Below are 19,977 nucleotides of genomic sequence, written 5' to 3'. Positions count from 1 at the left end.
ATAACACACCGCCTCCCCCGTGGGGTTTTGGTCGTCTTCCCCCTAATTCCCCTTCTAATTTGGGTTGTAAAGGGGGGTGTGGGGGTATTCTCCCGATGTGATTGCCCTTCAACCACCGAGCGGCCAGACATGACCACCATCACAGCAATCACCGCCACCCCGGCACGCGCATACAAACTGGTCGGCGCCGGCCGCCGGCAGTTGATCGGCCTGCTCTATGTCGCGCCGGCCGTTGCCCTGGTCGTGGTCTTCTTCATCGTGCCGCTTTGCATGACCGCCTGGATGTCGCTGCACAACTGGCCATTGATGGGCGCGCACAGCTTTGTCGGGCTCGACAATTACTGGGCGATCCTGCGCGACACCCGCTTCTGGAACGCGCTGCGGTTCACCGGCTACTACACGGTGGTGGTGACGATCGCGATCTTCGCCGTCGCCTTTCCGCTGGCGCTGTTCATCGAAAGGCCGCGGCAGCTGACCGGCTTCTACCGCACGTCCTTCTTCATGCCGGCGGTCATCGGTTTTGCCTCGGCGAGCCTTTTGTGGTCATGGCTGCTCAACGTCGATTCCGGCCTGTTCAGCCCGGCCGCTTTCGAGCTTGGCCTGACCGAAAAGAAATTCAATCTGCTGGCGACCTTCCAGCCGGCCTTCTGGTCGATCATCGCCATGGTGGTGTGGAAGGTGGCGGGCTTCACCATGATCATCCTGATGACCGGCCTGCAGTCGATCCCGCCGGATCTGCAGGAGGCGGCGATGATCGACGGGGCAGGGCCATTCGCGCGGTTTCGCGCCATCACCCTGCCGCTGATGCGCCGCACGCTGGCGCTGGCGCTGATCCTGTCGGTGGCCGGCTCGATCCTTGCCTTCGACCAGTTCTACATCATCCTGCGCGGCGGCCCGCGCAACCAGACGCTGACCGCCGTCTACTGGATCTTCAACCAGTCCTTCGTGTCGTTCAAGCTCGGCTACGGCGCGGCGCTTTCGATGGTCCTGCTGGTCATCCTGGTGGCGCTCAGCCTCATCCAGCTGCGGCTGCTGCGCCAGCCAGAGGGGGTCGACTGATGGCGCAGGCCCGCAGCCGCAAACGCCGGATAGGTATGCAGTTCGCAGAGCATGCGACCGGCATCATCGCATCCATTCTGTTCCTGGCACCGATCGCCTGGACGGTGCTTTCGGCCTTCAAGCCGGCGCAGGAGGCGCGCCAGCCGCCGCTGCCGCCCTGGCCGACGACGGGCTTTTCGCTAGAGAATTACGCCACGCTCAACACCTTCGGCGATGGCCTCTGGCTGCCGGCGCAAAACAGCATCTATGTCTCGGTCATGACGGTGGTGCTGTCGGTGATCGTCAGCGTGCTCGCCGGCTACGGTTTCTCGCGCTTCCGCTTTCCGCTGAAGAACCTGCTCTTCGTCGTCATCCTGTCGACGATCATGATCCCGTTCCAGTCGATCCTGACGCCGATCTTCCTGGTGCTGACAAAAATCGGCCTGCACAACACGCTGACCGGGCTGGTCTGCGTCTACGTCACGCTGCAGCTGCCGTTCTCAATCTTCATGATGCGCAACGCCTTCGACGCGGTGCCGCGCGAGATCGAGGAGGCCGCGCGCATGGACGGCGCCAACAATGTCACCATGCTGCTTAGGGTCATGCTGCCGCTGGTCTGGCCGGGCATCGTCACCATCGCGCTGTTTGCCTTCCTTGGCGCCTGGAACGAGTTTCTGGCGGCCCTCGTGCTGATGACCGACCAGTCCAAATTCACGCTGCCGATCATGATGACCGCACTGCAGTCCGGCCGCTTCGGCGCCATCGACTGGGGCGCCGTGCAGGCCGGCGTCACCGTGATGATGGTGCCGTGCCTGGTGCTCTTCCTGCTGCTGCAGCGCTTCTACATCCGCGGCCTGATGGCAGGGGCCGTCAAGTGACCAATCGAACCGAACCGGAGTAAATTGATGACCGCATCGCCATCCGCCAGTCAGGGCGCCAAGCCAAAACTCGCCTTCCGTCCGCTGCCGGTGCCGCAGGTCGACGTGCGCGGCTTCTGGGGCGACCGCGTCGATGCCGTCGCGAGCAAAACCGCCGGCATCCTCTACGATCGCTGCGTCGAGGCGCGCATGCTCGAGCAGATCGATCCGGACCGGCCGTCGCCCGGCGTCGTCATTCCATTCCATTCACCGTCGCCGGACGAGGCAGCCACCGCCGGCAACGAATTCACCGGATCGACGGTGACGACCCAGATGTTCTGGGACTCCGACTGGGGCAAGACCATCGAGACCGCCGCCTATTCGCTCTACCGCCGCCGCAACGAGGAGCTGGAGAAGAAGATCGACGCCGTCATCGACATGTATGGCAAGCTGCAGCAGCCCGACGGCTATCTGTCGAGCTGGTACCAGCGCATCCAGCCGGGCCTGCGCTGGACCAATCTGCGCGATTGCCACGAGCTCTATTGCGCCGGCCACCTGATCGAAGGCGCGGTCGCCTATTACCAGGCCACAGGCAAACGCAAGCTGCTCGATATCATGTGCCGCTACGCCGACCATATCGCAGAAACATTCGGTCCCGAGCCCGGCAAGAAGAAGGGCTATTGCGGCCACGAGGAGATCGAGCTGGCGCTGGTCAAGCTGGCGCGGGTGACGGGCGAGCGCAAATACATGGAGCTTGCCAAATACTTCATCGATCAGCGCGGCCAGCAGCCGCATTATTTCGACGAGGAGGCGCGCGCCCGCGGCGCCGACCCGAAGGCCTATCACTTCAAGACCTACGAATACAACCAGTCGCACAAGCCCGTTCGCGAGCAGGACAAGGTCGTCGGCCATGCGGTGCGGGCGATGTACCTCTATTCGGGCATGGCCGACATCGCCACCGAATATGGCGACGACACGCTGCGGGTGGCGCTCGACCGGCTGTGGGACGATCTCATGACCAAGAACCTTTACGTGACTGGCGGTCTCGGGCCATCGTCGCACAACGAGGGTTTTACCGCCGATTACGACCTGCCCAACGACACCGCCTATGCCGAGACCTGTGCTTCGGTCGGCCTGGTGTTCTGGGCAAGCCGCATGCTCGGCATGGGCCCAAATGCGCGCTACGCCGACATCATGGAGCGGGCGCTCTACAACGGCTCGATCTCGGGCCTGTCGCTCGACGGCTCGCTGTTCTTCTACGAAAATCCGCTCGAAAGCCGCGGCGCCCACCACCGCTGGAAATGGCACCGCTGCCCGTGCTGCCCGCCCAATGTCGGGCGCATGGTCGCCTCGATCGGCAGCTATTTCTATGGCCTGTCGGACACAGCACTTGCCGTCCACCTCTATGGAAACGGCACGGCTCGTTTCGATATCGCCGGGGCGCAGATAGAGCTCACCCAGACCAGCAATTATCCCTGGGACGGCGCGGTCTCGATCTCCGTCGAACCGGAAGCGCCGACCGAGTTCACCTTGCACCTGCGGCTGCCGGCCTGGTGCCGCAAGGCAACGCTCAAGGTCAACGGCGCCGATATCGATCTGGATGCTGTCACCAGTGACGGCTATGCCGCGATCCGCCGCGAATGGCGCAAGGGCGACCGCGTCGAGCTCGATCTCGAAATGGCCGTCGACCGCCTCTACGCCAACCCGCAGGTGCGGCAGGATATCGGCCGCGTCGCACTGGCGCGCGGACCGCTGATCTATTGCATCGAAGAGACCGACAATTCCAGCCAGCTGCACCGCATCGCTCTACCGCGAACGGCCGACATCGAGACACACAAGCAGCCGAACCTTTTGGGCGGCGTCGTCACGCTTTCCGCGATTGCCAAAAAGGAGACTTTCGAAAACTGGGAAGAGGGGCTCTACCGCACCGAACCGCCGGCGGTCGAGGAAGCGAAAGTCACCGCCGTGCCGTACTTCGCCTGGGACAACCGCGATCCCGGCGAGATGCTGGTCTGGCTCAGGGACGAATAAAGCCCGACGGCGGCGCCCGGCCGATCTCCTCGGCCACAAGTTCCTGCAGCTGCCAGAGATTGCGGTCGCGGATGCCGCAGGCGTCGAGATGGCGAATGGTCTCGAACAGATATTCGGCGCCCGAACCCCAATGGCCGACGGCCGTGGCCAGGGTCGCCGCTATCGCTCGCTTTTCGAGCTTGCCGGCATAGCGCGGATTGGCGGGATCGACAACGAAACCAAGCGCTTGGCCCATGCCGTCGCCCGTCCTGACCTGCAGCCAGCGCGGCACGTTGACGGCCGGCAGGATGGTCATCTCGCGGCGCAGCAGCGCTTCGAGATTGGCCGCCACTGGCTCGGCGATCTCGAACACCATCCCCTGGCATTGGCCGCCGCGGTCGAGCGCCATCATCAGGCCGGGCTGCTCCACCGTGCCCCTGAAGCGCTGCACCGTAAAACAGAACGAACGGTGCCAGCCCGTCGCTACGGCCCGTTCGCCACCCCTGACCTCGCCGGCCGGCTTCCATAGCAGCGAACCATAGGCGAACAGCTTCACCGGCCCGGCCGGCGCGCCGGCCAGCACCTCGTCGCGAATGCGCGCGTAATCGACATCGGTCATGTAGACCATGCCCGGCGTCGGCCCGGCGTCCTCGACCGCCCGCAAGGTGCGGGCGACCAGCGCCTCGGTCAGCGCCATCGGTGACTTGCGCGGCGCCGACTGACGCCGCGATGCGGCGGAAATGACCTTGCTCATCCTCACACTCTCAGCTTTGCCGCCATGTTGCCGAAGGCTGGAGGATTCTCAAGGGCCGAGTACGCGGGCGCGGCATCAGGGTTCAAAACTGTCGTGTACAACAGCTTGACGGAATCGCACAAAATACGCGGCGGACTTTTGCGCGTCGAATTCCAGCCACGGCACCGCATCGCTCTGCCGCGAACGGCTGAGATCGAGGCACACAAGCAGCGAACCGTCTGGGCGGCGGCGTCACGCTTTCGGCGATTGCCAAAAGGAGACTTTCGAAAACTGGAAAGGGGCTCTACCGCACCGAACCGCCGGCGGTCGAGGAAGTGAAAGTCGGCGCCGTGCCGCATTTCGCCTGGCACAACCGCGACCCCGGCGAGATGCTGGTCTGGCTCAGAAGCGCCGGATAGCGGTATCGCCAATTTGAGCCGCGTGAACGCCTTGAATTCGCCGGGGCGCGCGTCATCTAGCTTTGAGTGGCGCCTGCCATTTGAACGGGTGGAGGCAGATTTTGGCGCTCGAAGCTGTCGCGCGTCCGAACGCCGGTGGCCGCTTTGTTGCGGTAGCCGTCGTCGCGGTGCCGTTGGCTTTCGTCGTCAGTGGGCTGGCCATTCGCTATGCCGCATTTGCTTCGGTTTCGGCAGAACCCGGCTTCGCGGCCTATGCCCAGGCGCTCTGCCGCTGGGATTGCGCGTGGTATGTCGGCATTTCCGAACACGGCTATGAGCGCTTTCCCATTCCAGGCCAGAGCAATGTCGGACGCTGGGGCTTTTTCCCGCTCTATCCGATGCTGGTGGCGGCAATCCGGTCTGTTTTCCGCTTTCCGACGATACTCGTCGCGTCGATCACATCGATTGCGTGCAGCTATGCCGCCTGTCTGGTGGCGTGGCCACTGCTCGAGAAGAACATGCGCGCTTATGTTCTGTATTGCGCCTTCCTGCTCAGCGGCCCGTTCTCCTATCACTTCACGACTTTCCTGACCGAACCTCTTTTCGTACTCCTGACTTCGTGCGTTTTTCTGGCGTTCAAACGCTCCAGCTATCTGGCTGCGGGACTGTCATCGGCTCTCCTGTCGGCAACCAGGCTCGTCGGGGTGCTCGTTGTATTCGCGACCGTCATTCAGATGTTCACGGATTACCGCGCAAAGGGCGGATCGACGCTGTCGTTCCCGCGTTGGCTGCTTGGCCGACCGGATCTGCTGGTCGCCATCTTCATCTCGCCAGCCGGCCTATTCGCCTACATCCTGTTTCTCTATCTGACCGTCGGCGACGGCTTTGCCTTCCTGCACGTGCAGCGCGCGTTTGGACGGGTGCCGGGCAATCCGCTCGCCTTTATATGGGACGGGTTTTCGGCCGTTCCGACAACTGGATGGCTGCCCACGGCGCCGCAATGGAGCGCGCTCGCCGCACTCATCGGACTGGCGCTATCGGCGGTTCTGGCGGTTCGCAGGCAATATGGCGCCGCGTTGTTCTGCGCCTGCTGCATCATCCTGCCGCTGATCACGAACCTGGCCTCGATGGTCAGATACGTCGTTGGGCTTGCACCTCTGACAATATTGCTGGCCATGCTGTCGTCGGCGTCGAAGCTGACTTTTCTTGCGGCTCTGGCTCTCTTCCTGGGCGCCTGTTATTTCATGACCGTGGCATGGATCGGAGGCTATCTTGCCCTGGTCTGACATTTCGGGCCGGTATCTGCGCGGGGCCAGGCTTGCCAGCTACGCGCTGGCGGCGGTTCTGGCGGGAACGGAAATCGTCATTCTTGCGCTTGCTCTCAATCCGAATGTCAACGCCGATTATCGCGCCTATTACATTGACCGGACGACGACCTGCCTCAATCGCGATGCGGTCGGCAGCTATACCCTAGGCGAGACGGTGTCGTTCCGGTCCGACGGAGCCAAAAAGGCAGCCGGCATGAGGGTCTGCGGCTGGTCGGGACCCGTTGCCGACGGCACCCATTCCCTAGGCGAGACCTCGCGGCTTCGGCTGAAGATACCGCCGCTCCACGACAGTGTGACGGCCACGCTGCAAATGGCCGCCGCCATTCGCCCGCCGCAGGTCACGCAGCGGATTATTATTTCGGTGAATGGCGTTCGGGTGCATGCGGTGACGCTGTCCGGCAAAGAGCCGCGAACGGTCTCGTTCGTCATTCCAACGGCGGCCCTCGCCGAGGCCAGGATACTCGATGTCGCCTTCGACTACCTCGACGGCATTCCGCCAAGTTCGGCCGCCAGCAACATCTACAAGCGCGCCATCAAATTGTTGTCGTTCCGGCTCGATCCTGTTGAGCCGGGTTAGGGCGGGCGATCACGTTGCTGGCCGGGTCTTCGCTGCGCAAAAACCCACCGGTCGAGCATGAGAAGATTGACCGCTGGAACAAGCAAGCATGTAACCAGAATGGCGATGATCGGCGGCAGGCCGAGTTTGGCCGTCAAAACCGCCGGCGCCGCGTAGGCAACGGCGAAGCCTGTCGCCGTCAGCAAGAAAAAACGCGGAGCTTCCGATCGATGCGATCCGCTCGACGCGAAAGTCACGAACTTATGCGCGAGATAAGAAAACAGGGCGGCTGCGGTGTAAGCCGCGAGCGAGGCACCGACCGGCGAGAGGCCGAACCGTTGCCATTTTACCAAAGCGGTGGCCATCACTGCATAAAGGATCGTTGCGGCGATGCCGACCGACCCGAAGCGCGCCAGCACCCTCAGCCCGGCGTCGCCGGTTGAACGGCGCTCAGACACGCGCACTACACGCATACTGCGCTCCAAGCGGCAAAGGCGCGAATACCCGCTCGACCCTTCTGGCCAAGGGCCTTGCCGATGGCAGCAGCAGGAAATGCTCGGAGCGGATGTCCCGGAAGCCTGTTTCCTGAAAAACGGACCTCGCTTTGGCGGCGTTGAGCAGAACCGCGTCGTGATCGAACGGACACCGGAACACAGCAAGGCGCGTCAGTGGATTGTAAGGATTGTGCTCGATAATGCAGGCGACGCCGCCCGGCCGTACGACGCGCCGCATTTCCAGGAAGAAATCGAGCCAGGAGGAGGGCGGAACGTGATGGACGACGCAACTGGCGAAAGCCAGATCGAACGTGCCGTCCTCGTAAGGCAGCCCTTGAGTGCTGCAGGTCCTGTAGGCCACACGCGGATTGTGTTGGCTGGCGTGCAAAATCGATTCTTGCGAGACATCGCAACCATCGACGCTGTCGAAAGCACCGTCGAGGTAGGGGTGGAGCGAACCGACGCCGCAGCCGACATCCAGCGCCCTTACAGCCGACCCACCCTGCCGAAGCTTTCGCTCGAAGACCAGACGCCGCAGCAGATCCGCCTTGGCGACAAGGAAGAAGTCGTGGCTGAGTCCGGAAAACCGGATGGACCCTTCGACCGCCTCGCCATAGTTGGATTTATAGCTGTCGAAGAGTTCGGCCATTGGCGGGGACTCCACTCCTGGGTTTGTGAAACGATCGGCGGCGCTCACCGGAGGCGGCACGCATCGACTCGTCGAAGCCGGTGAGCCGATCGATGACATAAAGCGGGCGGCGTTTCACCTCGGCGTGGATGCTGCCGACGTAGAGTCCGACCACGCCGGTCATGAAAAGGTTGATCCCGCACAGGAGCGACACGATCACCACCGTGGATGTCCACCCGGCAATGATCCCGGTTTCAAAAAACCAGGCAAAGATGGCGTAGGCGCCAAAGACCCCCGCAAGCGCGGAAATGACCAACCCGCCCCAGAGCGCCAGGCGCAACGGCTTCTCGGAGAAACTGACGATGCCGTGAACCGCAAGGTGCAGCATCTTCCAGAACGGGTATTTGGTCTGGCCCAGGGTTCGTGCGTGGCGCTCAAATGGCACGGCCGTCTGCTTGAACCCCATCCAGCCGAACATGCCCCTGACGAAGCGGTCATGTTCGGGCATACGCTTGAAGGTTTCCAGCGCCTTGCGGCCGACCAGGCGGAAGTCGCCGACGTCGCGCGGAATATCGACCGACGTCATTTTCTCCAGCAGGCGATAGAAAAGACTTGCCGTAAAGCGCTTGAACCAGGATTCGCCCTCGCGCTTGACCCGGCGGGCGTAGACGATCTCGAAACCTTCCTTCCACTTAGCCACCAGATCGAGAACGACTTCCGGCGGATCCTGCAGGTCCGCATCCATGACGATGACGGCATCGCCCGCAGCGGCGTCCATGCCGGCGGTAATCGCCACCTGGTGGCCGAAATTGCGGGACAATTCGATCAGCCGAAAGCGCGGCTCGGCGGCGACCACCTTTTGAAGGTATTCGACGCTTCCATCGCGGCTTCCGTCATCGACGAAGATGGCCTCCGTTTCGCCGTCCAGCCGGCCGATAAGCGAACTGATCCGCTCGATCAGCCGAGGCAGCACCTGTTCTTCATTGTATACGGGCAGGACCAGCGAGTAGCGCGGCGGTGACCTGTTCACCGTTATTCCCGGGCCTTGGACCACAGACTCTCGCATGCGGTTGAAAATGGAACGCAAGCTACAAAGTTCCAAAGGCAATTAAGAAACTGCTAATTTATCTAGTTCTTAAGGGGATACCGGTCCTCGAGGAGGACTGAAGGGTGTCGTGGTGACGTCGGACGTCCGCATCGAAGCGTGAAATTGTCGGTAGGCTGCCGGCGCGATCGGCCTGGCGAGAAGCAGTCGCTGAGGCATAACCCGTTGACCGCATTGCCTGCTCCCGGACTTGCCTGTTGAAGCAGCGCTACGGGTGACCTGAGCGGGCAGGCCGACCGATTCGACGCATGTCAGACATGGCTCATGGAACATGGTCGCCGAGCCCGGCCGAGTATCGCGCTTGTAGGCCGCTGAGCGTCCTGTGCGGCAACCTATCGTACCGGCCGGGCCTTAGCTGGCCCGGCCGGTACGATACAACACTTGCCGGCCTGACGAGGGCCGCCGTCAAGCAGCCGGCCGGATGTTTTGGTTCACCCGGAAGAGGTTGTTCGGGTCGTATTTCTTCTTCAGCGAGGCCAGGCGCTCGTAGTTATCGCCATAAGCCGCCTTGAGCCTTCCCTCACCCTCGTCATCCATCATGAAGTTCAGGTAGGCGCCACCCAGATCGAACGGATGCACGGCCTCCCAGTAGGCCTTGGTCCAGCGCGTCACCGGCCCCGCTTTCTGTGGGTCCGGATCGATCCCGGCGATGACCATCGACCAGGTCGCATCACGGTAATTCCAGGGTGTCTCGTCTTTGCCGACGCGATGGACAGCGCCGTCGATCGGATAGAGGTGCATGAGCGATAGCTCGCTCGGCGTCTTCGCCGCCTGCTCGAGATGGGCGTCGATCGCCTCGTCGGACAGCGTCTTGACGAAATCGCCCCGCCAGTACCACTGCATCCCCTTCGGGTAGAGCCCATCGAACATGCTCTGCACCGCGGGATAGGGCATCATTCCCATCCAGTTGAACCAGGGCGCGGGCAGCGCATCGAGTAGCGGAGCAAGCGCCTCTCTGCCCTTTTCCTCCGGGCCGTTGTAGCAACACATCAGCAGACACATCCGCTTTCCCCAAAACTCTTCCGGGAACGGTGCGCTCGACAGGATCGTCTTGAGCCCGAGGAAGATCCCGAGTTCCTCGGGCGCGCGCGGCAGGAACTCGCGATAATGCTGCATGATGGTGCGGGCCTGGCGCTGATCCCATGCGATCGGCCCCGCAAAGACCATGCTGACCTGGTGGAGCTTGAACACAAAGCTGGTGACGACGCCGAAATTGCCGCCGCCGCCGCGAAGCGCCCAGAACAGGCTAGGGTTCCGCTCCTTGCTGGCGGTGACGAAGCTTCCGTCGGCAAGCACGACATCGGCCTCGACCAGATTGTCGATGGTCAGGCCATATTTGCGCGTCAGATAGCCATGGCCGCCGCTCAGCGTCAGTCCGGCGACCCCGGTGGTCGAGATGATGCCCGCCGGTACGGCCAGGCCAAAGGCATGGGTTGCGTGGTCGAGGTCGCCCTGAGTGCAGCCCGGGCCTACCCGCGCCGTACGGGCGTCCGGATCGACGCGCACGCCGTTCATCGCCGACAGGTCGATCACCAGACCGTCGTCGCAGCTCCCCAATCCTGGTCCGTTATGGCCGCCGCCACGCACTGCAACCAGCAAATTGTTGTCGCGGCCGAAATTCACCGCTGTGATCACGTCGGCCACGTCCACACAGCGGGCGATGATCAGCGGCCGCTTGTCGATCATGCCGTTGTAGAGCTTGCGGGCCTCATCATAGCGGGCGTCGCCGGTCCGGATGACTTCGCCCCGCAGGCTTGCTGCGAATTTGGTGATGTCTTCATCGTGCATGACATTCCTCCCTGTTATTGGACCTGTCGGCCGGTCGATGAAACGCTAATCCCGTCCGCTGTTCCCGCAAATGTCACATCGTCCATTTCTGTTGCCCGATCGTTCAGAGTAGGATTAGACCGGATGGGTAGTTGCTCGGGCGGCTGTATTGCCGGATAGTTCGAGATGCCTGGCCGAAAAACTCGTTGTCAAAGGGAGTAGCCGATCGTTTCCGGAGGTGTAGTGCATGGATGTCCTTTCCGATGTGCTCCGAGCCGTTCGCCTCACCGGTGCGATCTATTTCGACGTCGACGCCAGCTCTCCCTGGGTCGGCGAGTCGCCGGGCACGGCCGACATTGCCGCCGCCATCATGCCGGAGGCAGAGCACATCATTTCTTTTCATGCCGTGATGTCGGGCTCGTGCTGGGCCGCGCTGGCAGACGATTCGGTGCCCCCGGTGCTCGTGAACGCCGGTGATGTGGTTGTCTTCCCCGGTGGTGTTCCGAATGTCTTGAGCTCTTCTCTCGGGGCGCGAGGCGAACCCAATATGGCGATGTATTATCGGCCGATAGACGAGAGCCTGCCGTTCGCGGTGATCCATGGTGGCGGCGGAGACGAGCGGACCCGGTTCATTTGCGGATATCTTGGCTGCGATGCACGTCCCTTTAATCCTCTCCTCGCCGCATTGCCGGCCATCCTGTGTGCCCGCAAGCCCGCCGATGCAAGCAGCTGGGTTATCGACCTGTTTCGACTGGCGCTGGCGGAAGGTGGCAGTGGGCGGGCGGGCGGTGAAACGATCCTCGCCAAGCTGAGCGAGCTGATGTTTGTCGAGATCATCCGCCGCCATCTCGAGACCCTCCCCGGCGATTCGCGCGGCTGGCTGTCAGGCCTGCGGGATCCACATGTCGGCGAGGCGCTCCGGCTCATCCACGCTCGCCCCAGGGAGGAATGGACATTGGACCGGCTCGCCCGCGAAGTAGGGCTCTCGCGCACGGCGTTTGCGAGCCGCTTTACCCACTATGTCGAGGTCTCGCCGATGCACTATCTTGCTCGCTGGCGTCTGCAACTGGCGGGACGTTTGCTCGAACGGCCCGAAATGAGCATCGCGCAAGCGGGTGCCGAGGTCGGCTACGAGTCGGAAGCCGCGTTCAATCGCGCCTTCAAAAAGTTCGTCGGCATTCCACCTGGCACCTGGCGAAAGGGACGGTCGGCGTTGCTCGAGGCCCAGAGATTGCCCGCTGGCGTCGTGCAATAGGAAAGAACTGGCGGAGCGTTGACGCTTCGGTCTGCGTGCCGCGTCCCAATGCTCGAAAGCCCCTGGCGCAAGGCGCTGGACGATGACCGGCCGCCTTGAACTTTCGGCGTGGCGTTTCAGGCTTCGCGCCTCAATCCTTCGCGCGCTCGACATACGCGCCATCCGCCGTCATCACCACCACGCGGGTGCCGGCGCTGATGTGTGGTGGCACCAGGGTACGCACGCCGTTGGACAGCGTTGCCGGCTTGTAGGACGAGGACGCGGTCTGGCCCTTGGTCACCGGCTCGGTCTCGACCACCTCGAAAGTGGCGCGCTGCGGCAGCACCAGCGAGATGGCGATGCTGTTGTATTGCGAGATCTGCACCGGCATGCCTTCCACCAGATAAGGCGCCATGTCGCCGACCACGCTCTCCGGCACCGCCACCTGGTCGTAGCTCTCCGGGTTCATGAAATGAAAGCCTTCGCCGTCCTGGTAGAGGAAAGTGTGCTCGCGCTCCTCGACATAGGCGCGCTCGACCTGCTCGGTGGTGCGGTAACGCTCGGAAACTTTAACCCCGTCGGAGATACGCCGCATGTCGAGCTGGGTGACCGGCGTACCCTTGCCAGGATGAATGTTTTCGGCAAAGAGGATCACATAAAGCTTGCCGTCCTTTTCGACGACGTTGCCTTTGCGTAAGGAGCTGGCGATGACCTTCACGGGTTTCCATCCTGATAAAATTTGTTGGCGCAAATCGGCTGGAGAGGCCGTTGGGTGCGGCCTAGCGCATCTTGGCCGCAATCGCCAGCCCTCTGTGCAATTCGCCTGAAGCCGATGACCGCCGCTTCGCCATGGTGGACGCCGCATGTCCATGCCGACCGCCGGCCGCGGCTGATCCTGCGCAACGCCATTGCCGTCGGCATGCGCGACTGGTTCGCCCGCCGTGACTTCGTGGAGGTGGAGACATCGGCCCTGCAGATCTCGCCCGGCAATGAAGCGCATCTGTCGGCCTTTGCCACCGAGGCGATCGGGCCGGACGGGCAGCGCCAGCCGCTCTACCTCCACACTTCGCCGGAATTCGCCTGCAAGAAGCTGCTTGCCGCCGGCGAGGAGCGCATCTTCAGCCTCGCTGCTGTGTGGCGCAACCGTGAGCGCGGCCCCTTGCACCATCCGGAGTTCACCATGCTCGAATGGTACCGCGTCGGCGAGACCTATGAGAGCCTGATGCGCGATTGCGCCGAGCTCGTCGCGCTGGCGGCCGAACGGGCGGGCGCAAAGCGTTTTAGCTTCCGCGGCCGCGAGGTCGACCCGTTCGCCGAGCCGGAACGGTTGAGCATCGCCGAAGCCTTCATGCGGCATGCCGGCATCGATCTGCTGGCGACGATTGCAGCCGATGGCACCACCGACCGCGCGGGATTGCATGCCGCCCTGGTCCAGGCCGGATTGCGGACCGCGCCCGACGACAATTGGGCCGACCTGTTCAGCCGGGTGATGGTCGAAAAAATCGAACCGGTGCTGGGGCAGGGGCGCGCCACCATTCTTTTCGGATATCCGATCTCGGAGGCGGCATTGGCCAGGCCGAGCGCCGACGATCCGCGCACCGCCGAGCGTTTCGAGCTATATTGCTGCGGCGTCGAGCTCGCCAACGCCTTTGGCGAGTTGACCGATCCGGCCGAGCAGCGCCAGCGCTTTGCCGCCGAAATGGACGAAAAGCAGCGTGTCTATGGCGAACGCTACCCGATCGACGAGGATTTCCTCGCCGCGCTCGCGATCATGCCGCAAGCGAGCGGCGCGGCGCTCGGCTTCGACCGGCTGGTGATGCTCGCCACCGGCGCGCTCAGGATCGACGACGTGATCTGGACGCCGGTGGCCGCTTCCTGAGGGATTGTCGATCTCGCCGTTGCCGCTCACCCGCCTGACACCGCTTTGCGCCTTCTCCCATTGCAGAAGCCGCACCGGGACAATAGATGGTGCAGCAGCGGCTGCCCTTCAGCCGGCCGGAAATAACAGGATTATGCGCATGACCGATACGCTCGACGCAGCGAAACTGACCGATCGCGTCGCGGCCCTGGTCGAGGCTGCCAAACGGGCCGGGGCCGATGCCGCCGATGCGGTTGCCGTGCGCGGCCGCTCGACCGGTGTGTCGGTGCGGCTTGGCAAGGTCGAAGGCACAGAGGCGTCCGAGAGCGAGGACGTCTCGTTGCGCGTCTTCGTCGGCAGACGCGTGGCGAGCGTTTCGGCAACGGCGGCATCCGACCCCAATATGCTGGCTGAGCGCGCCGTCGCCATGGCCAAAGTGTCGCCCGAAGATCCCTATCAGGGTCTCGCCGATCCGGCCTTGCTGGTCAAAAAGCCGCGCGATCTCGATCTGTTCGACGCCACCGAGGTATCGGCGGACCAGTTGAAGGAAGCAGCCCTTGCCGCCGAGGCGGCGGCGCTTGCCGTCAAGGGCGTCACCAATTCGGCCGGCAGCGGCGCCAGCGCCGGGCTCGGCGGCCTTGTGCTCGCCACTTCGCATGGGTTTGTCGGCCATTATGTCGCGTCGCGCTTTTCGCGCTCGACCAGCGTGATCGCCGGCGAGGGCACCGGCATGGAGCGCGATTACGAATTCTCCTCGCGCCAGCATTTTTCCGATCTCGACGCGCCGGAAGACATCGGCCGCAAGGCCGGTGAGCGCGCCGTACGCCGCATTGGCGCGCGCAAGGCGGCGACCGGGCCGGTCGACGTGGTGTTCGATCCGCGCGTCGCGCGCGGCATTGCCGGCCATCTCGCCGGTGCCATCAATGGCGCCGCGGTGGCGCGCAAGACCAGCTTTCTGCGCGACATGATGGGCAAGAAGGTGGCTTCGGCCGCAATCACCGTCACCGACGAGCCGCTCCGGCGCCGCGGCCAGGCCTCGCGCCCCTTCGACGGCGAAGGCGTCGAGGGCGAGAAATTGTTCATGGTCGACAAGGGCGTGCTCAACCACTGGTTCCTGTCGACCTCGGCGGCGCGGGAACTCGGCCTCGTCACCAATGGGCGCGGCTCGCGCAGCGGCTCGTCGGTCACGCCATCGTCGACCAATCTCGCCATCGAGCCGGGGGAAAGCACGCCGGAAGAGCTGATCAAGTCGCTCAAGACCGGCTTCTACGTCACCGAAGTGTTCGGCCAAGGCGTCGACATGGTGACGGGCGAATATAGCCGCGGCGCTTCAGGGTTCTGGATCGAAAACGGTGAACTGGCCTATCCCGTTGCCGAGGTGACCATCGCCTCCAATTTGAAGACGATGTTCCTCAACATGGTTCCGGCGAGCGATCTCGACCGCAATTTCGGCACTGCCGCACCCACGCTTTTGATCGAAGGAATGACCCTTGCCGGAGCTTGACCCGGCCGTCTCGGCCGGCGCTACTGAAGACCTGGAGCTGTTGCGCGACGCTGCCCGCGAGGCGGGGCTCATCGCCATGCAGTACTTCAACAACAATCCGCAGGTGTGGATGAAGGGCGGCACCTCGCCGGTCAGCGAAGCCGATCACGCCGCCGACAAATATCTGCGCGAGACCTTGCTGGCGGCCCGGCCGGACTATGGCTGGTTGTCGGAGGAAACCGTCGACGACCCGGTAAGGCTTGTCGCGCGCCGCACCTTCGTCGTCGATCCGATCGACGGCACGCGCGGCTTCCTCGAAGGCCTGCCCACATGGTGCGTCAGCGTCGCGGTGGTCGAGAACGGCCGCACGCTTGCCGGCGTGCTCGACTGCCCGGCGAAGGGCGAAATCTATTGGGCGCTGCCGGGCGAGGGCGCATTCCTGAATGGCAAGCGCATCGGCGTGCGTCCGCCGTCGGAAACGGCCGAAATCGCCGGACCGAAGGCGATGATCGACCTGATGTCGGCGAAATGGCACAAACGGCTGAAGCGCGTGCCCTATATTCCTTCGCTCGCCTACAGGTTGGCGATGATCGCCGGCGGCCAGCTCGATGCCACCTTCGTCAAGGCCAACGCGCATGACTGGGACATCGCCGCGGCCGACCTCATCCTGCGCGAGGCAGGCGGCGCCGTGCTCGATCGGCACGGCCGCGCGCCGCTCTATGCCGGCGAAGTGATCCGCCACGGCGCGCTTGCCGCCGGCAGCGGCGAACTCCTCGCTGTGCTCGCCGGCGTCATCGCCGGGCTGGACAATTGACCATCATCAATAGTTCCAAAGTCGGCGGCTTTGGTCTAGACCTGTCCCAAACTCACGATATGTGAAGGATCGACATGGCCGCTGAAGACGGAAAGAAACAGCTTTTGCACCTGGTGTTCGGCGGCGAACTCAAGAAGCTGGGCGGCACCGAATTCCGCGACCTCGACGCGCTCGACGTAGTCGGCATCTATCCCGACTATCAATCGGCGCACGCCGTCTGGAAGGCCAAGGCGCAAGCCAGCGTCGACAATGCCCATATGCGTTATTTCGTCGTTCACCTGCACCGCCTGCTCGACCCCGAAAACAAGGCTGCCGGTTGACATCGATGAACCATGAAACGGTCAAGCGATCAGCCCCGCGGTCGGCGGTCAGACGTCGCAAGCCGAAGACGTTCTGGCGCAAGATCCGCGAACCGCTGGCGCAGTCGCGATTCGTCAAGAATGCGCTTGCCGCGCTGTTTGCGTATTTCGTCCGCCTTGTCCGCCTGACCAACCGCATGGTCGACGGATCGGCGAAGTTTTCCGGCGGCGCCTATGCGCAGCTCGAGCCCGGCATCATCGCGCTCTGGCACGGCCAGCATCTGCTGACGCCGGCCTACTATCCCAAGGGACGGCCGCTGGTTGCCATGGTGTCGCGCAGCGCCGATGCCGAGCTCAACGCGCTGATGGTCGAGAAATTCGGCATCGAGGCCGTGCGCGGCTCTGGCGGGCGCGAAAGCGCAAGGCATCTCGACAAGGGCGGCGCCAAGGCGCTCATCGCCCTTAAAAAGTCGCTCGCCACCGGCAAGAATGTCGCCATGATTGCTGATATTCCCCACGGCACGCCGCGCGATGCGGGGCTCGGTGTCGTTCTGCTGGCGCGGCTGTCCGGGCGGCCGATCCTGCCTGCCGCGATAGCCACCAGCCGCCGCAAGGTGATCGAGGGCAGCTGGGACAAGACAACGATCAACCTGCCCTTCGGCCGCTCATCGATCGTCGTCGGCACGCCTGTCTTCGTGCCGGCCAACGCCGACGCCGCTGAAATGGAACGCAAGCGCCAGGAGGTCACGGCCTCGCTCAATGCCGCGACCGCCGACGCCTATCGCCTTGTGGACGGTTCGAAATGAGTATGCGCTGGGCGCGCGCCTTCCTGACGGCATACCGCTTCGCCGGGGCCGCCGCCTATCCGCTGGTCGGACCATATGTCGCCTGGCGCACATCCAGAGGCAAGGAGGATCGCATTCGCCGGCGCGAGCGCTACGGCGTCGCCGGACGCGAGCGCCCCGAAGGCCCGGTGATCTGGATCCATGCAGCCAGCGTCGGCGAGACCATCGCCGTCGTGCCGCTGGTCGAGAGCATTCTCGACTACGGCGTCAACATCGTGCTGACGACGGGCACCGTCACCTCGGCGCAGGTCGCCGAAGAACGGCTGGGCGGCCGCATCATCCACCAATATGTGCCGCTCGACCTCAAGCCGGCGGTCAGCCGCTTCCTCGATCATTGGCAACCGGACCTGGCGATCATCGCCGAATCGGAGATCTGGCCGATGACCATCCTGGAACTCGGCGCCCGCCGCGTGCCGCAGGTTCTGGTCAATGGCAGGCTGTCCGACCGCTCCTTCAAATCCTGGAAGAAGCGCGCCAACATCGCCGAAGCATTGTTCGAAAATCTCGCCCATGTCGTCGCCCAGTCGGATCTCGATGGCGAGCGCTTCCTTTCGCTCGGCGCCCGGCCGGTCACCGTGTCCGGCAATCTCAAGGTCGACACCGCGCCGCCGCCGGCCGACGAACGGGCACTGGCGGCGCTGAAACGCCAGATCGGCGCTCGCCCGACCTGGGCGGCGATTTCGACCCATGACGGCGAAGAGGCGGTCGCGGCCGAAGTTCACGCCATGCTGCACAAGCGGCACCACGGGCTTTTGACGATCATCGTGCCGCGCCATCCCGAACGCGCCGGGCAGCTGGCCGCCCAGATTTCCGGCATGGGCCTGAAGCTGGCGCAGCGCAGCAAGGGCGACAGGATCACCGCCGATACCGATATTCTGCTCGGCGACACGATCGGCGAGATGGGGCTTTATCTGAGGCTGACGGAAATTGCCTTTGTCGGCCGTTCGCTGACTTCCGAGGGCGGCCAGAACCCGCTGGAACCGGCCATGCTGGAGACAGCGGTGCTTGCCGGCCGCAACGTCCAGAATTTTCGCGAGGCCTATCAGCGCCTGCTCGACAGTGGCGGCGCCAAGCTGGTGCGCGACCGCGATATGCTGGCCGGCGCCGTGAATTTCCTTTTGACCAACGAGGTGGCTCGTCACGAAATGATGGCGGCGGGTGCGGCGACGGTCGACGAGATGCGCGGTGCGCTGGCGCACACGCTCAGGTCGCTCGAGCCCTATATCCAGCCGCTGGTTGTCAAGTCGCGCCTGAAGGGCGCGAACGGGCGCTGACGTGACCTCGGAAGCGCCGCCCTTCTGGTGGGAAGAGCCGGACTGGCGGGTCATGGCGCTGTCACCGCTTTCCGCCATCTATGCGCTTATCGCCGGTCGCCGCATGCGGCACGCGCCGCGCGAAAAAGTCGAGGCGCCGGTGCTCTGCATCGGCAACTTCACGGTCGGCGGCACCGGCAAGACGCCAGTGGCGATCGCATTGGCCGAGCAGGCCCGGCGCATGCAGCTCAATCCGGGTTTCCTGTCGCGCGGCCATGGCGGCTCCTTCGCGCAGCCACATATCGTCGATCCGCACCATGACGCCGCCAAGCATGTCGGCGACGAGCCGCTGCTTCTGGCCGAACATGCGCCGGTCGCGGTGACGCCGAACCGGGCCGCCGGCGCCAGGCTTCTGCTGGAGAAGCTCGGCTGCGATTTCCTGATCATGGATGACGGTTTTCAGAGCGCGCGCATCCACATCGATTATGCGCTGGTCGTCGTCGACGCGCGCCATGGCATCGGCAATGGCCGCGTCATCCCCGGCGGACCGCTGCGGGCGAACATCGTCGACCAGATGGTCTTCACCAGCGCCTTGCTGAAGATGGGCGAGGGCACCGCGGCCGACACGGTCGTGCGTCAGGCAGCGCGCGCCGGCAGGCCGATCTTCGAGGCGCACACCGCCCCGAGCAGCACGGTGATGCTGGCCGGCAGGCGGTTCCTGGCGTTCGCCGGCATCGGCCATCCCGACAAGTTTTTCGACACCGTAGCCGAGGCCGGCGGCGAGCTTGCGCTGACCCGACCGTTTCCTGACCATCATTTCTACAGCGCGGACGAGCTTGCCGAATTGGCGGCGACGGCACGTAAAGCCGGGCTTGGCCTCATTACCACTGCCAAGGATGCTGCCCGCCTGCGTCACGGCGCAGCGCCGCCGGAATTCCTCGACCGGCTCGATGTGCTGGAGATCGACACCGTCTTCGAGCTCGACCATGTGCCGCAACGCATCATCGACGAAACGCTGGATGCCTGGCGGCAGCGCAGGCTCAAAGGCTGACCGGCAGCTTGAGACCGAGGCGATCTGGGGACCGGAATTTGCATCTTTTCGCCGGCCGAGCGTATTTTGTTCTTGCTTTGTGCCGGCAGCTATGCTATTAATTTCCATATGGTGATGATTCGCCAACGACCCGCCCTCGAGCCCCGAGGCGGGTTTTTTATTTCAAGATAACCTCTAAGGTTTCGGTGTTGCCGGCCTGACGCCGCGGCAGAGCGGGCGCGCAGGA

General features: G+C 63.7%; 20 protein-coding genes. 14 read left to right on the top strand and 6 right to left on the bottom strand.

The features are described 5' to 3' along the window. Nucleotides 1–129: 129 nt before the first annotated feature. From NKI22_RS29880 to NKI22_RS29870, 3 genes are read left to right on the top strand one after another with little or no spacing between them, the layout of a single operon-like run. Nucleotides 130–1,059 carry a carbohydrate ABC transporter permease gene (locus NKI22_RS29880; protein ID WP_352937571.1) on the top strand — a complete coding sequence of 310 codons (930 nt, stop codon included), beginning with the start codon at nt 130–132 and terminating at the stop codon, nt 1,057–1,059. Beyond that, nucleotides 1,059–1,916: a carbohydrate ABC transporter permease gene (locus NKI22_RS29875; protein ID WP_352481296.1), complete on the top strand. Its 858-nt coding sequence runs from the start codon at nt 1,059–1,061 to the stop codon at nt 1,914–1,916. The genes NKI22_RS29880 and NKI22_RS29875 overlap by 1 nt, the downstream gene beginning before the upstream one ends. A 27-nt stretch (nt 1,917–1,943) precedes the next feature. Then, on the top strand, nt 1,944–3,926 hold the full coding sequence (locus NKI22_RS29870; RefSeq protein WP_352937573.1) for a glycoside hydrolase family 127 protein: 1,983 nt from the start codon (nt 1,944–1,946) through the stop codon (nt 3,924–3,926). On the opposite strand, the gene NKI22_RS29865 is transcribed toward NKI22_RS29870, so the two are convergent. Further along, a complete protein-coding gene (locus NKI22_RS29865) occupies nt 3,913–4,659 on the bottom strand; it encodes a gamma-glutamylcyclotransferase (protein ID WP_352937575.1) in 747 nt (248 codons plus the stop codon). The genes NKI22_RS29870 and NKI22_RS29865 overlap by 14 nt on opposite strands. A gap of 314 nt (nt 4,660–4,973) precedes the next feature. Between NKI22_RS29865 and NKI22_RS29860 the strand changes: the two genes are divergently transcribed. The 3 genes from NKI22_RS29860 (at nt 4,974) to NKI22_RS29850 (ending at nt 6,941) form a co-directional block, all read left to right on the top strand. Beyond that, nucleotides 4,974–5,057: a hypothetical protein gene (locus NKI22_RS29860; RefSeq protein ID WP_352481318.1), complete on the top strand. Its 84-nt coding sequence runs from the start codon at nt 4,974–4,976 to the stop codon at nt 5,055–5,057. A gap of 101 nt (nt 5,058–5,158) precedes the next feature. Next, the gene (locus NKI22_RS29855) at nt 5,159–6,322 is read left to right on the top strand and encodes a putative hexosyltransferase (RefSeq protein ID WP_352496161.1); all 1,164 of its coding nucleotides are present in this window, start codon (nt 5,159–5,161) and stop codon (nt 6,320–6,322) included. After that, on the top strand, nt 6,309–6,941 hold the full coding sequence (locus NKI22_RS29850) for a hypothetical protein (RefSeq protein ID WP_023717155.1): 633 nt from the start codon (nt 6,309–6,311) through the stop codon (nt 6,939–6,941). The genes NKI22_RS29855 and NKI22_RS29850 overlap by 14 nt, the downstream gene beginning before the upstream one ends. On the opposite strand, the gene NKI22_RS29845 is transcribed toward NKI22_RS29850, so the two are convergent. The 4 genes from NKI22_RS29845 to NKI22_RS29830 all read right to left on the bottom strand — a co-directional run bounded on the left by NKI22_RS29845 (nt 6,938) and on the right by NKI22_RS29830 (nt 10,935). Beyond that, nucleotides 6,938–7,393, bottom strand: coding sequence for a GtrA family protein (locus NKI22_RS29845; protein ID WP_352481293.1), 456 nt, complete (start codon nt 7,391–7,393; stop codon nt 6,938–6,940). The two genes, NKI22_RS29850 and NKI22_RS29845, sit on opposite strands and share 4 nt — an antisense overlap. Then, nucleotides 7,371–8,063, bottom strand: coding sequence for a class I SAM-dependent methyltransferase (locus NKI22_RS29840; protein ID WP_023717157.1), 693 nt, complete (start codon nt 8,061–8,063; stop codon nt 7,371–7,373). Before NKI22_RS29840 ends, NKI22_RS29845 begins: the two co-directional genes overlap by 23 nt. Further along, complete coding sequence (locus NKI22_RS29835; RefSeq protein WP_352818355.1) at nt 8,038–9,108, bottom strand: glycosyltransferase family 2 protein; 1,071 nt, start codon at nt 9,106–9,108, stop codon at nt 8,038–8,040. Before NKI22_RS29835 ends, NKI22_RS29840 begins: the two co-directional genes overlap by 26 nt. A gap of 444 nt (nt 9,109–9,552) precedes the next feature. Further along, the gene (locus NKI22_RS29830) at nt 9,553–10,935 is read right to left on the bottom strand and encodes an FAD-binding oxidoreductase (protein ID WP_352481291.1); all 1,383 of its coding nucleotides are present in this window, start codon (nt 10,933–10,935) and stop codon (nt 9,553–9,555) included. 226 nt (nt 10,936–11,161) lie between these two features. Between NKI22_RS29830 and NKI22_RS29825 the strand changes: the two genes are divergently transcribed. Next, the gene (locus NKI22_RS29825) at nt 11,162–12,169 is read left to right on the top strand and encodes an AraC family transcriptional regulator (protein WP_352852576.1); all 1,008 of its coding nucleotides are present in this window, start codon (nt 11,162–11,164) and stop codon (nt 12,167–12,169) included. Nucleotides 12,170–12,299: 130 nt separating this feature from the next. Here the strand turns inward: NKI22_RS29825 and efp are convergent, their stop codons facing one another. Next, on the bottom strand, nt 12,300–12,866 hold the full coding sequence (gene efp / locus NKI22_RS29820) for an elongation factor P (RefSeq protein ID WP_023717161.1): 567 nt from the start codon (nt 12,864–12,866) through the stop codon (nt 12,300–12,302). Nucleotides 12,867–12,980: 114 nt separating this feature from the next. Between efp and epmA the strand changes: the two genes are divergently transcribed. The 7 genes from epmA (at nt 12,981) to lpxK (ending at nt 19,751) form a co-directional block, all read left to right on the top strand. Then, a complete protein-coding gene (gene epmA, locus NKI22_RS29815) occupies nt 12,981–14,027 on the top strand; it encodes an EF-P lysine aminoacylase EpmA (RefSeq protein ID WP_352818334.1) in 1,047 nt (348 codons plus the stop codon). Between the two features lie 139 nt (nt 14,028–14,166). Next, nucleotides 14,167–15,510 carry a TldD/PmbA family protein gene (locus NKI22_RS29810; RefSeq protein ID WP_352818332.1) on the top strand — a complete coding sequence of 448 codons (1,344 nt, stop codon included), beginning with the start codon at nt 14,167–14,169 and terminating at the stop codon, nt 15,508–15,510. After that, on the top strand, nt 15,497–16,303 hold the full coding sequence (locus NKI22_RS29805; RefSeq protein WP_352818329.1) for a 3'(2'),5'-bisphosphate nucleotidase CysQ: 807 nt from the start codon (nt 15,497–15,499) through the stop codon (nt 16,301–16,303). The genes NKI22_RS29810 and NKI22_RS29805 overlap by 14 nt, the downstream gene beginning before the upstream one ends. Nucleotides 16,304–16,377: 74 nt before the next feature. After that, complete coding sequence (locus tag NKI22_RS29800) at nt 16,378–16,623, top strand: DUF4170 domain-containing protein (RefSeq protein WP_023717165.1); 246 nt, start codon at nt 16,378–16,380, stop codon at nt 16,621–16,623. 5 nt (nt 16,624–16,628) lie between these two features. Beyond that, entirely contained in the window at nt 16,629–17,408 is a 780-nt protein-coding gene (locus tag NKI22_RS29795) for a lysophospholipid acyltransferase family protein (protein WP_352818326.1), read from the top strand. Beyond that, nucleotides 17,405–18,721 (top strand): lipid IV(A) 3-deoxy-D-manno-octulosonic acid transferase, encoded by a 1,317-nt coding sequence (gene waaA / locus NKI22_RS29790; RefSeq protein WP_023717167.1) that lies wholly within the window; start codon nt 17,405–17,407, stop codon nt 18,719–18,721. Before NKI22_RS29795 ends, waaA begins: the two co-directional genes overlap by 4 nt. 1 nt (nt 18,722) lies before the next feature. Next, on the top strand, nt 18,723–19,751 hold the full coding sequence (gene lpxK / locus NKI22_RS29785) for a tetraacyldisaccharide 4'-kinase (RefSeq protein ID WP_352818323.1): 1,029 nt from the start codon (nt 18,723–18,725) through the stop codon (nt 19,749–19,751). The last annotated feature ends 226 nt before the right edge of the window (nt 19,752–19,977 follow it).

It is taken from the genome of Mesorhizobium sp. M0778, from assembly GCF_040320105.1.
Lineage (GTDB): Bacteria > Pseudomonadota > Alphaproteobacteria > Rhizobiales > Rhizobiaceae > Mesorhizobium.
The sequence above is the reverse complement of the archived record's forward strand: the minus strand, read 5'-3'. Positions and strand labels throughout refer to the sequence as shown.

Excerpts from the sequence above, each read along its gene's own strand:
- NKI22_RS29840 (WP_023717157.1), bottom strand. The coding sequence starts at position 8,063 with ATGGCCGAACTCTTCGACAGCTATAAATCCAACTATGGCGAGGCGGTC.
- NKI22_RS29800 (WP_023717165.1), top strand. The coding sequence starts at position 16,378 with ATGGCCGCTGAAGACGGAAAGAAACAGCTTTTGCACCTGGTGTTCGGC.
- NKI22_RS29880 (WP_352937571.1), top strand. The coding sequence starts at position 130 with ATGACCACCATCACAGCAATCACCGCCACCCCGGCACGCGCATACAAA.
- NKI22_RS29795 (WP_352818326.1), top strand. The coding sequence starts at position 16,629 with ATGAACCATGAAACGGTCAAGCGATCAGCCCCGCGGTCGGCGGTCAGA.
- NKI22_RS29865 (WP_352937575.1), bottom strand. The coding sequence starts at position 4,659 with ATGAGCAAGGTCATTTCCGCCGCATCGCGGCGTCAGTCGGCGCCGCGC.
- epmA (WP_352818334.1), top strand. The coding sequence starts at position 12,981 with ATGACCGCCGCTTCGCCATGGTGGACGCCGCATGTCCATGCCGACCGC.
- NKI22_RS29825 (WP_352852576.1), top strand. The coding sequence starts at position 11,162 with ATGGATGTCCTTTCCGATGTGCTCCGAGCCGTTCGCCTCACCGGTGCG.
- NKI22_RS29835 (WP_352818355.1), bottom strand. The coding sequence starts at position 9,108 with ATGCGAGAGTCTGTGGTCCAAGGCCCGGGAATAACGGTGAACAGGTCA.
- NKI22_RS29845 (WP_352481293.1), bottom strand. The coding sequence starts at position 7,393 with ATGCGTGTAGTGCGCGTGTCTGAGCGCCGTTCAACCGGCGACGCCGGG.
- NKI22_RS29810 (WP_352818332.1), top strand. The coding sequence starts at position 14,167 with ATGACCGATACGCTCGACGCAGCGAAACTGACCGATCGCGTCGCGGCC.
- NKI22_RS29875 (WP_352481296.1), top strand. The coding sequence starts at position 1,059 with ATGGCGCAGGCCCGCAGCCGCAAACGCCGGATAGGTATGCAGTTCGCA.
- waaA (WP_023717167.1), top strand. The coding sequence starts at position 17,405 with ATGAGTATGCGCTGGGCGCGCGCCTTCCTGACGGCATACCGCTTCGCC.
- NKI22_RS29830 (WP_352481291.1), bottom strand. The coding sequence starts at position 10,935 with ATGCACGATGAAGACATCACCAAATTCGCAGCAAGCCTGCGGGGCGAA.
- NKI22_RS29870 (WP_352937573.1), top strand. The coding sequence starts at position 1,944 with ATGACCGCATCGCCATCCGCCAGTCAGGGCGCCAAGCCAAAACTCGCC.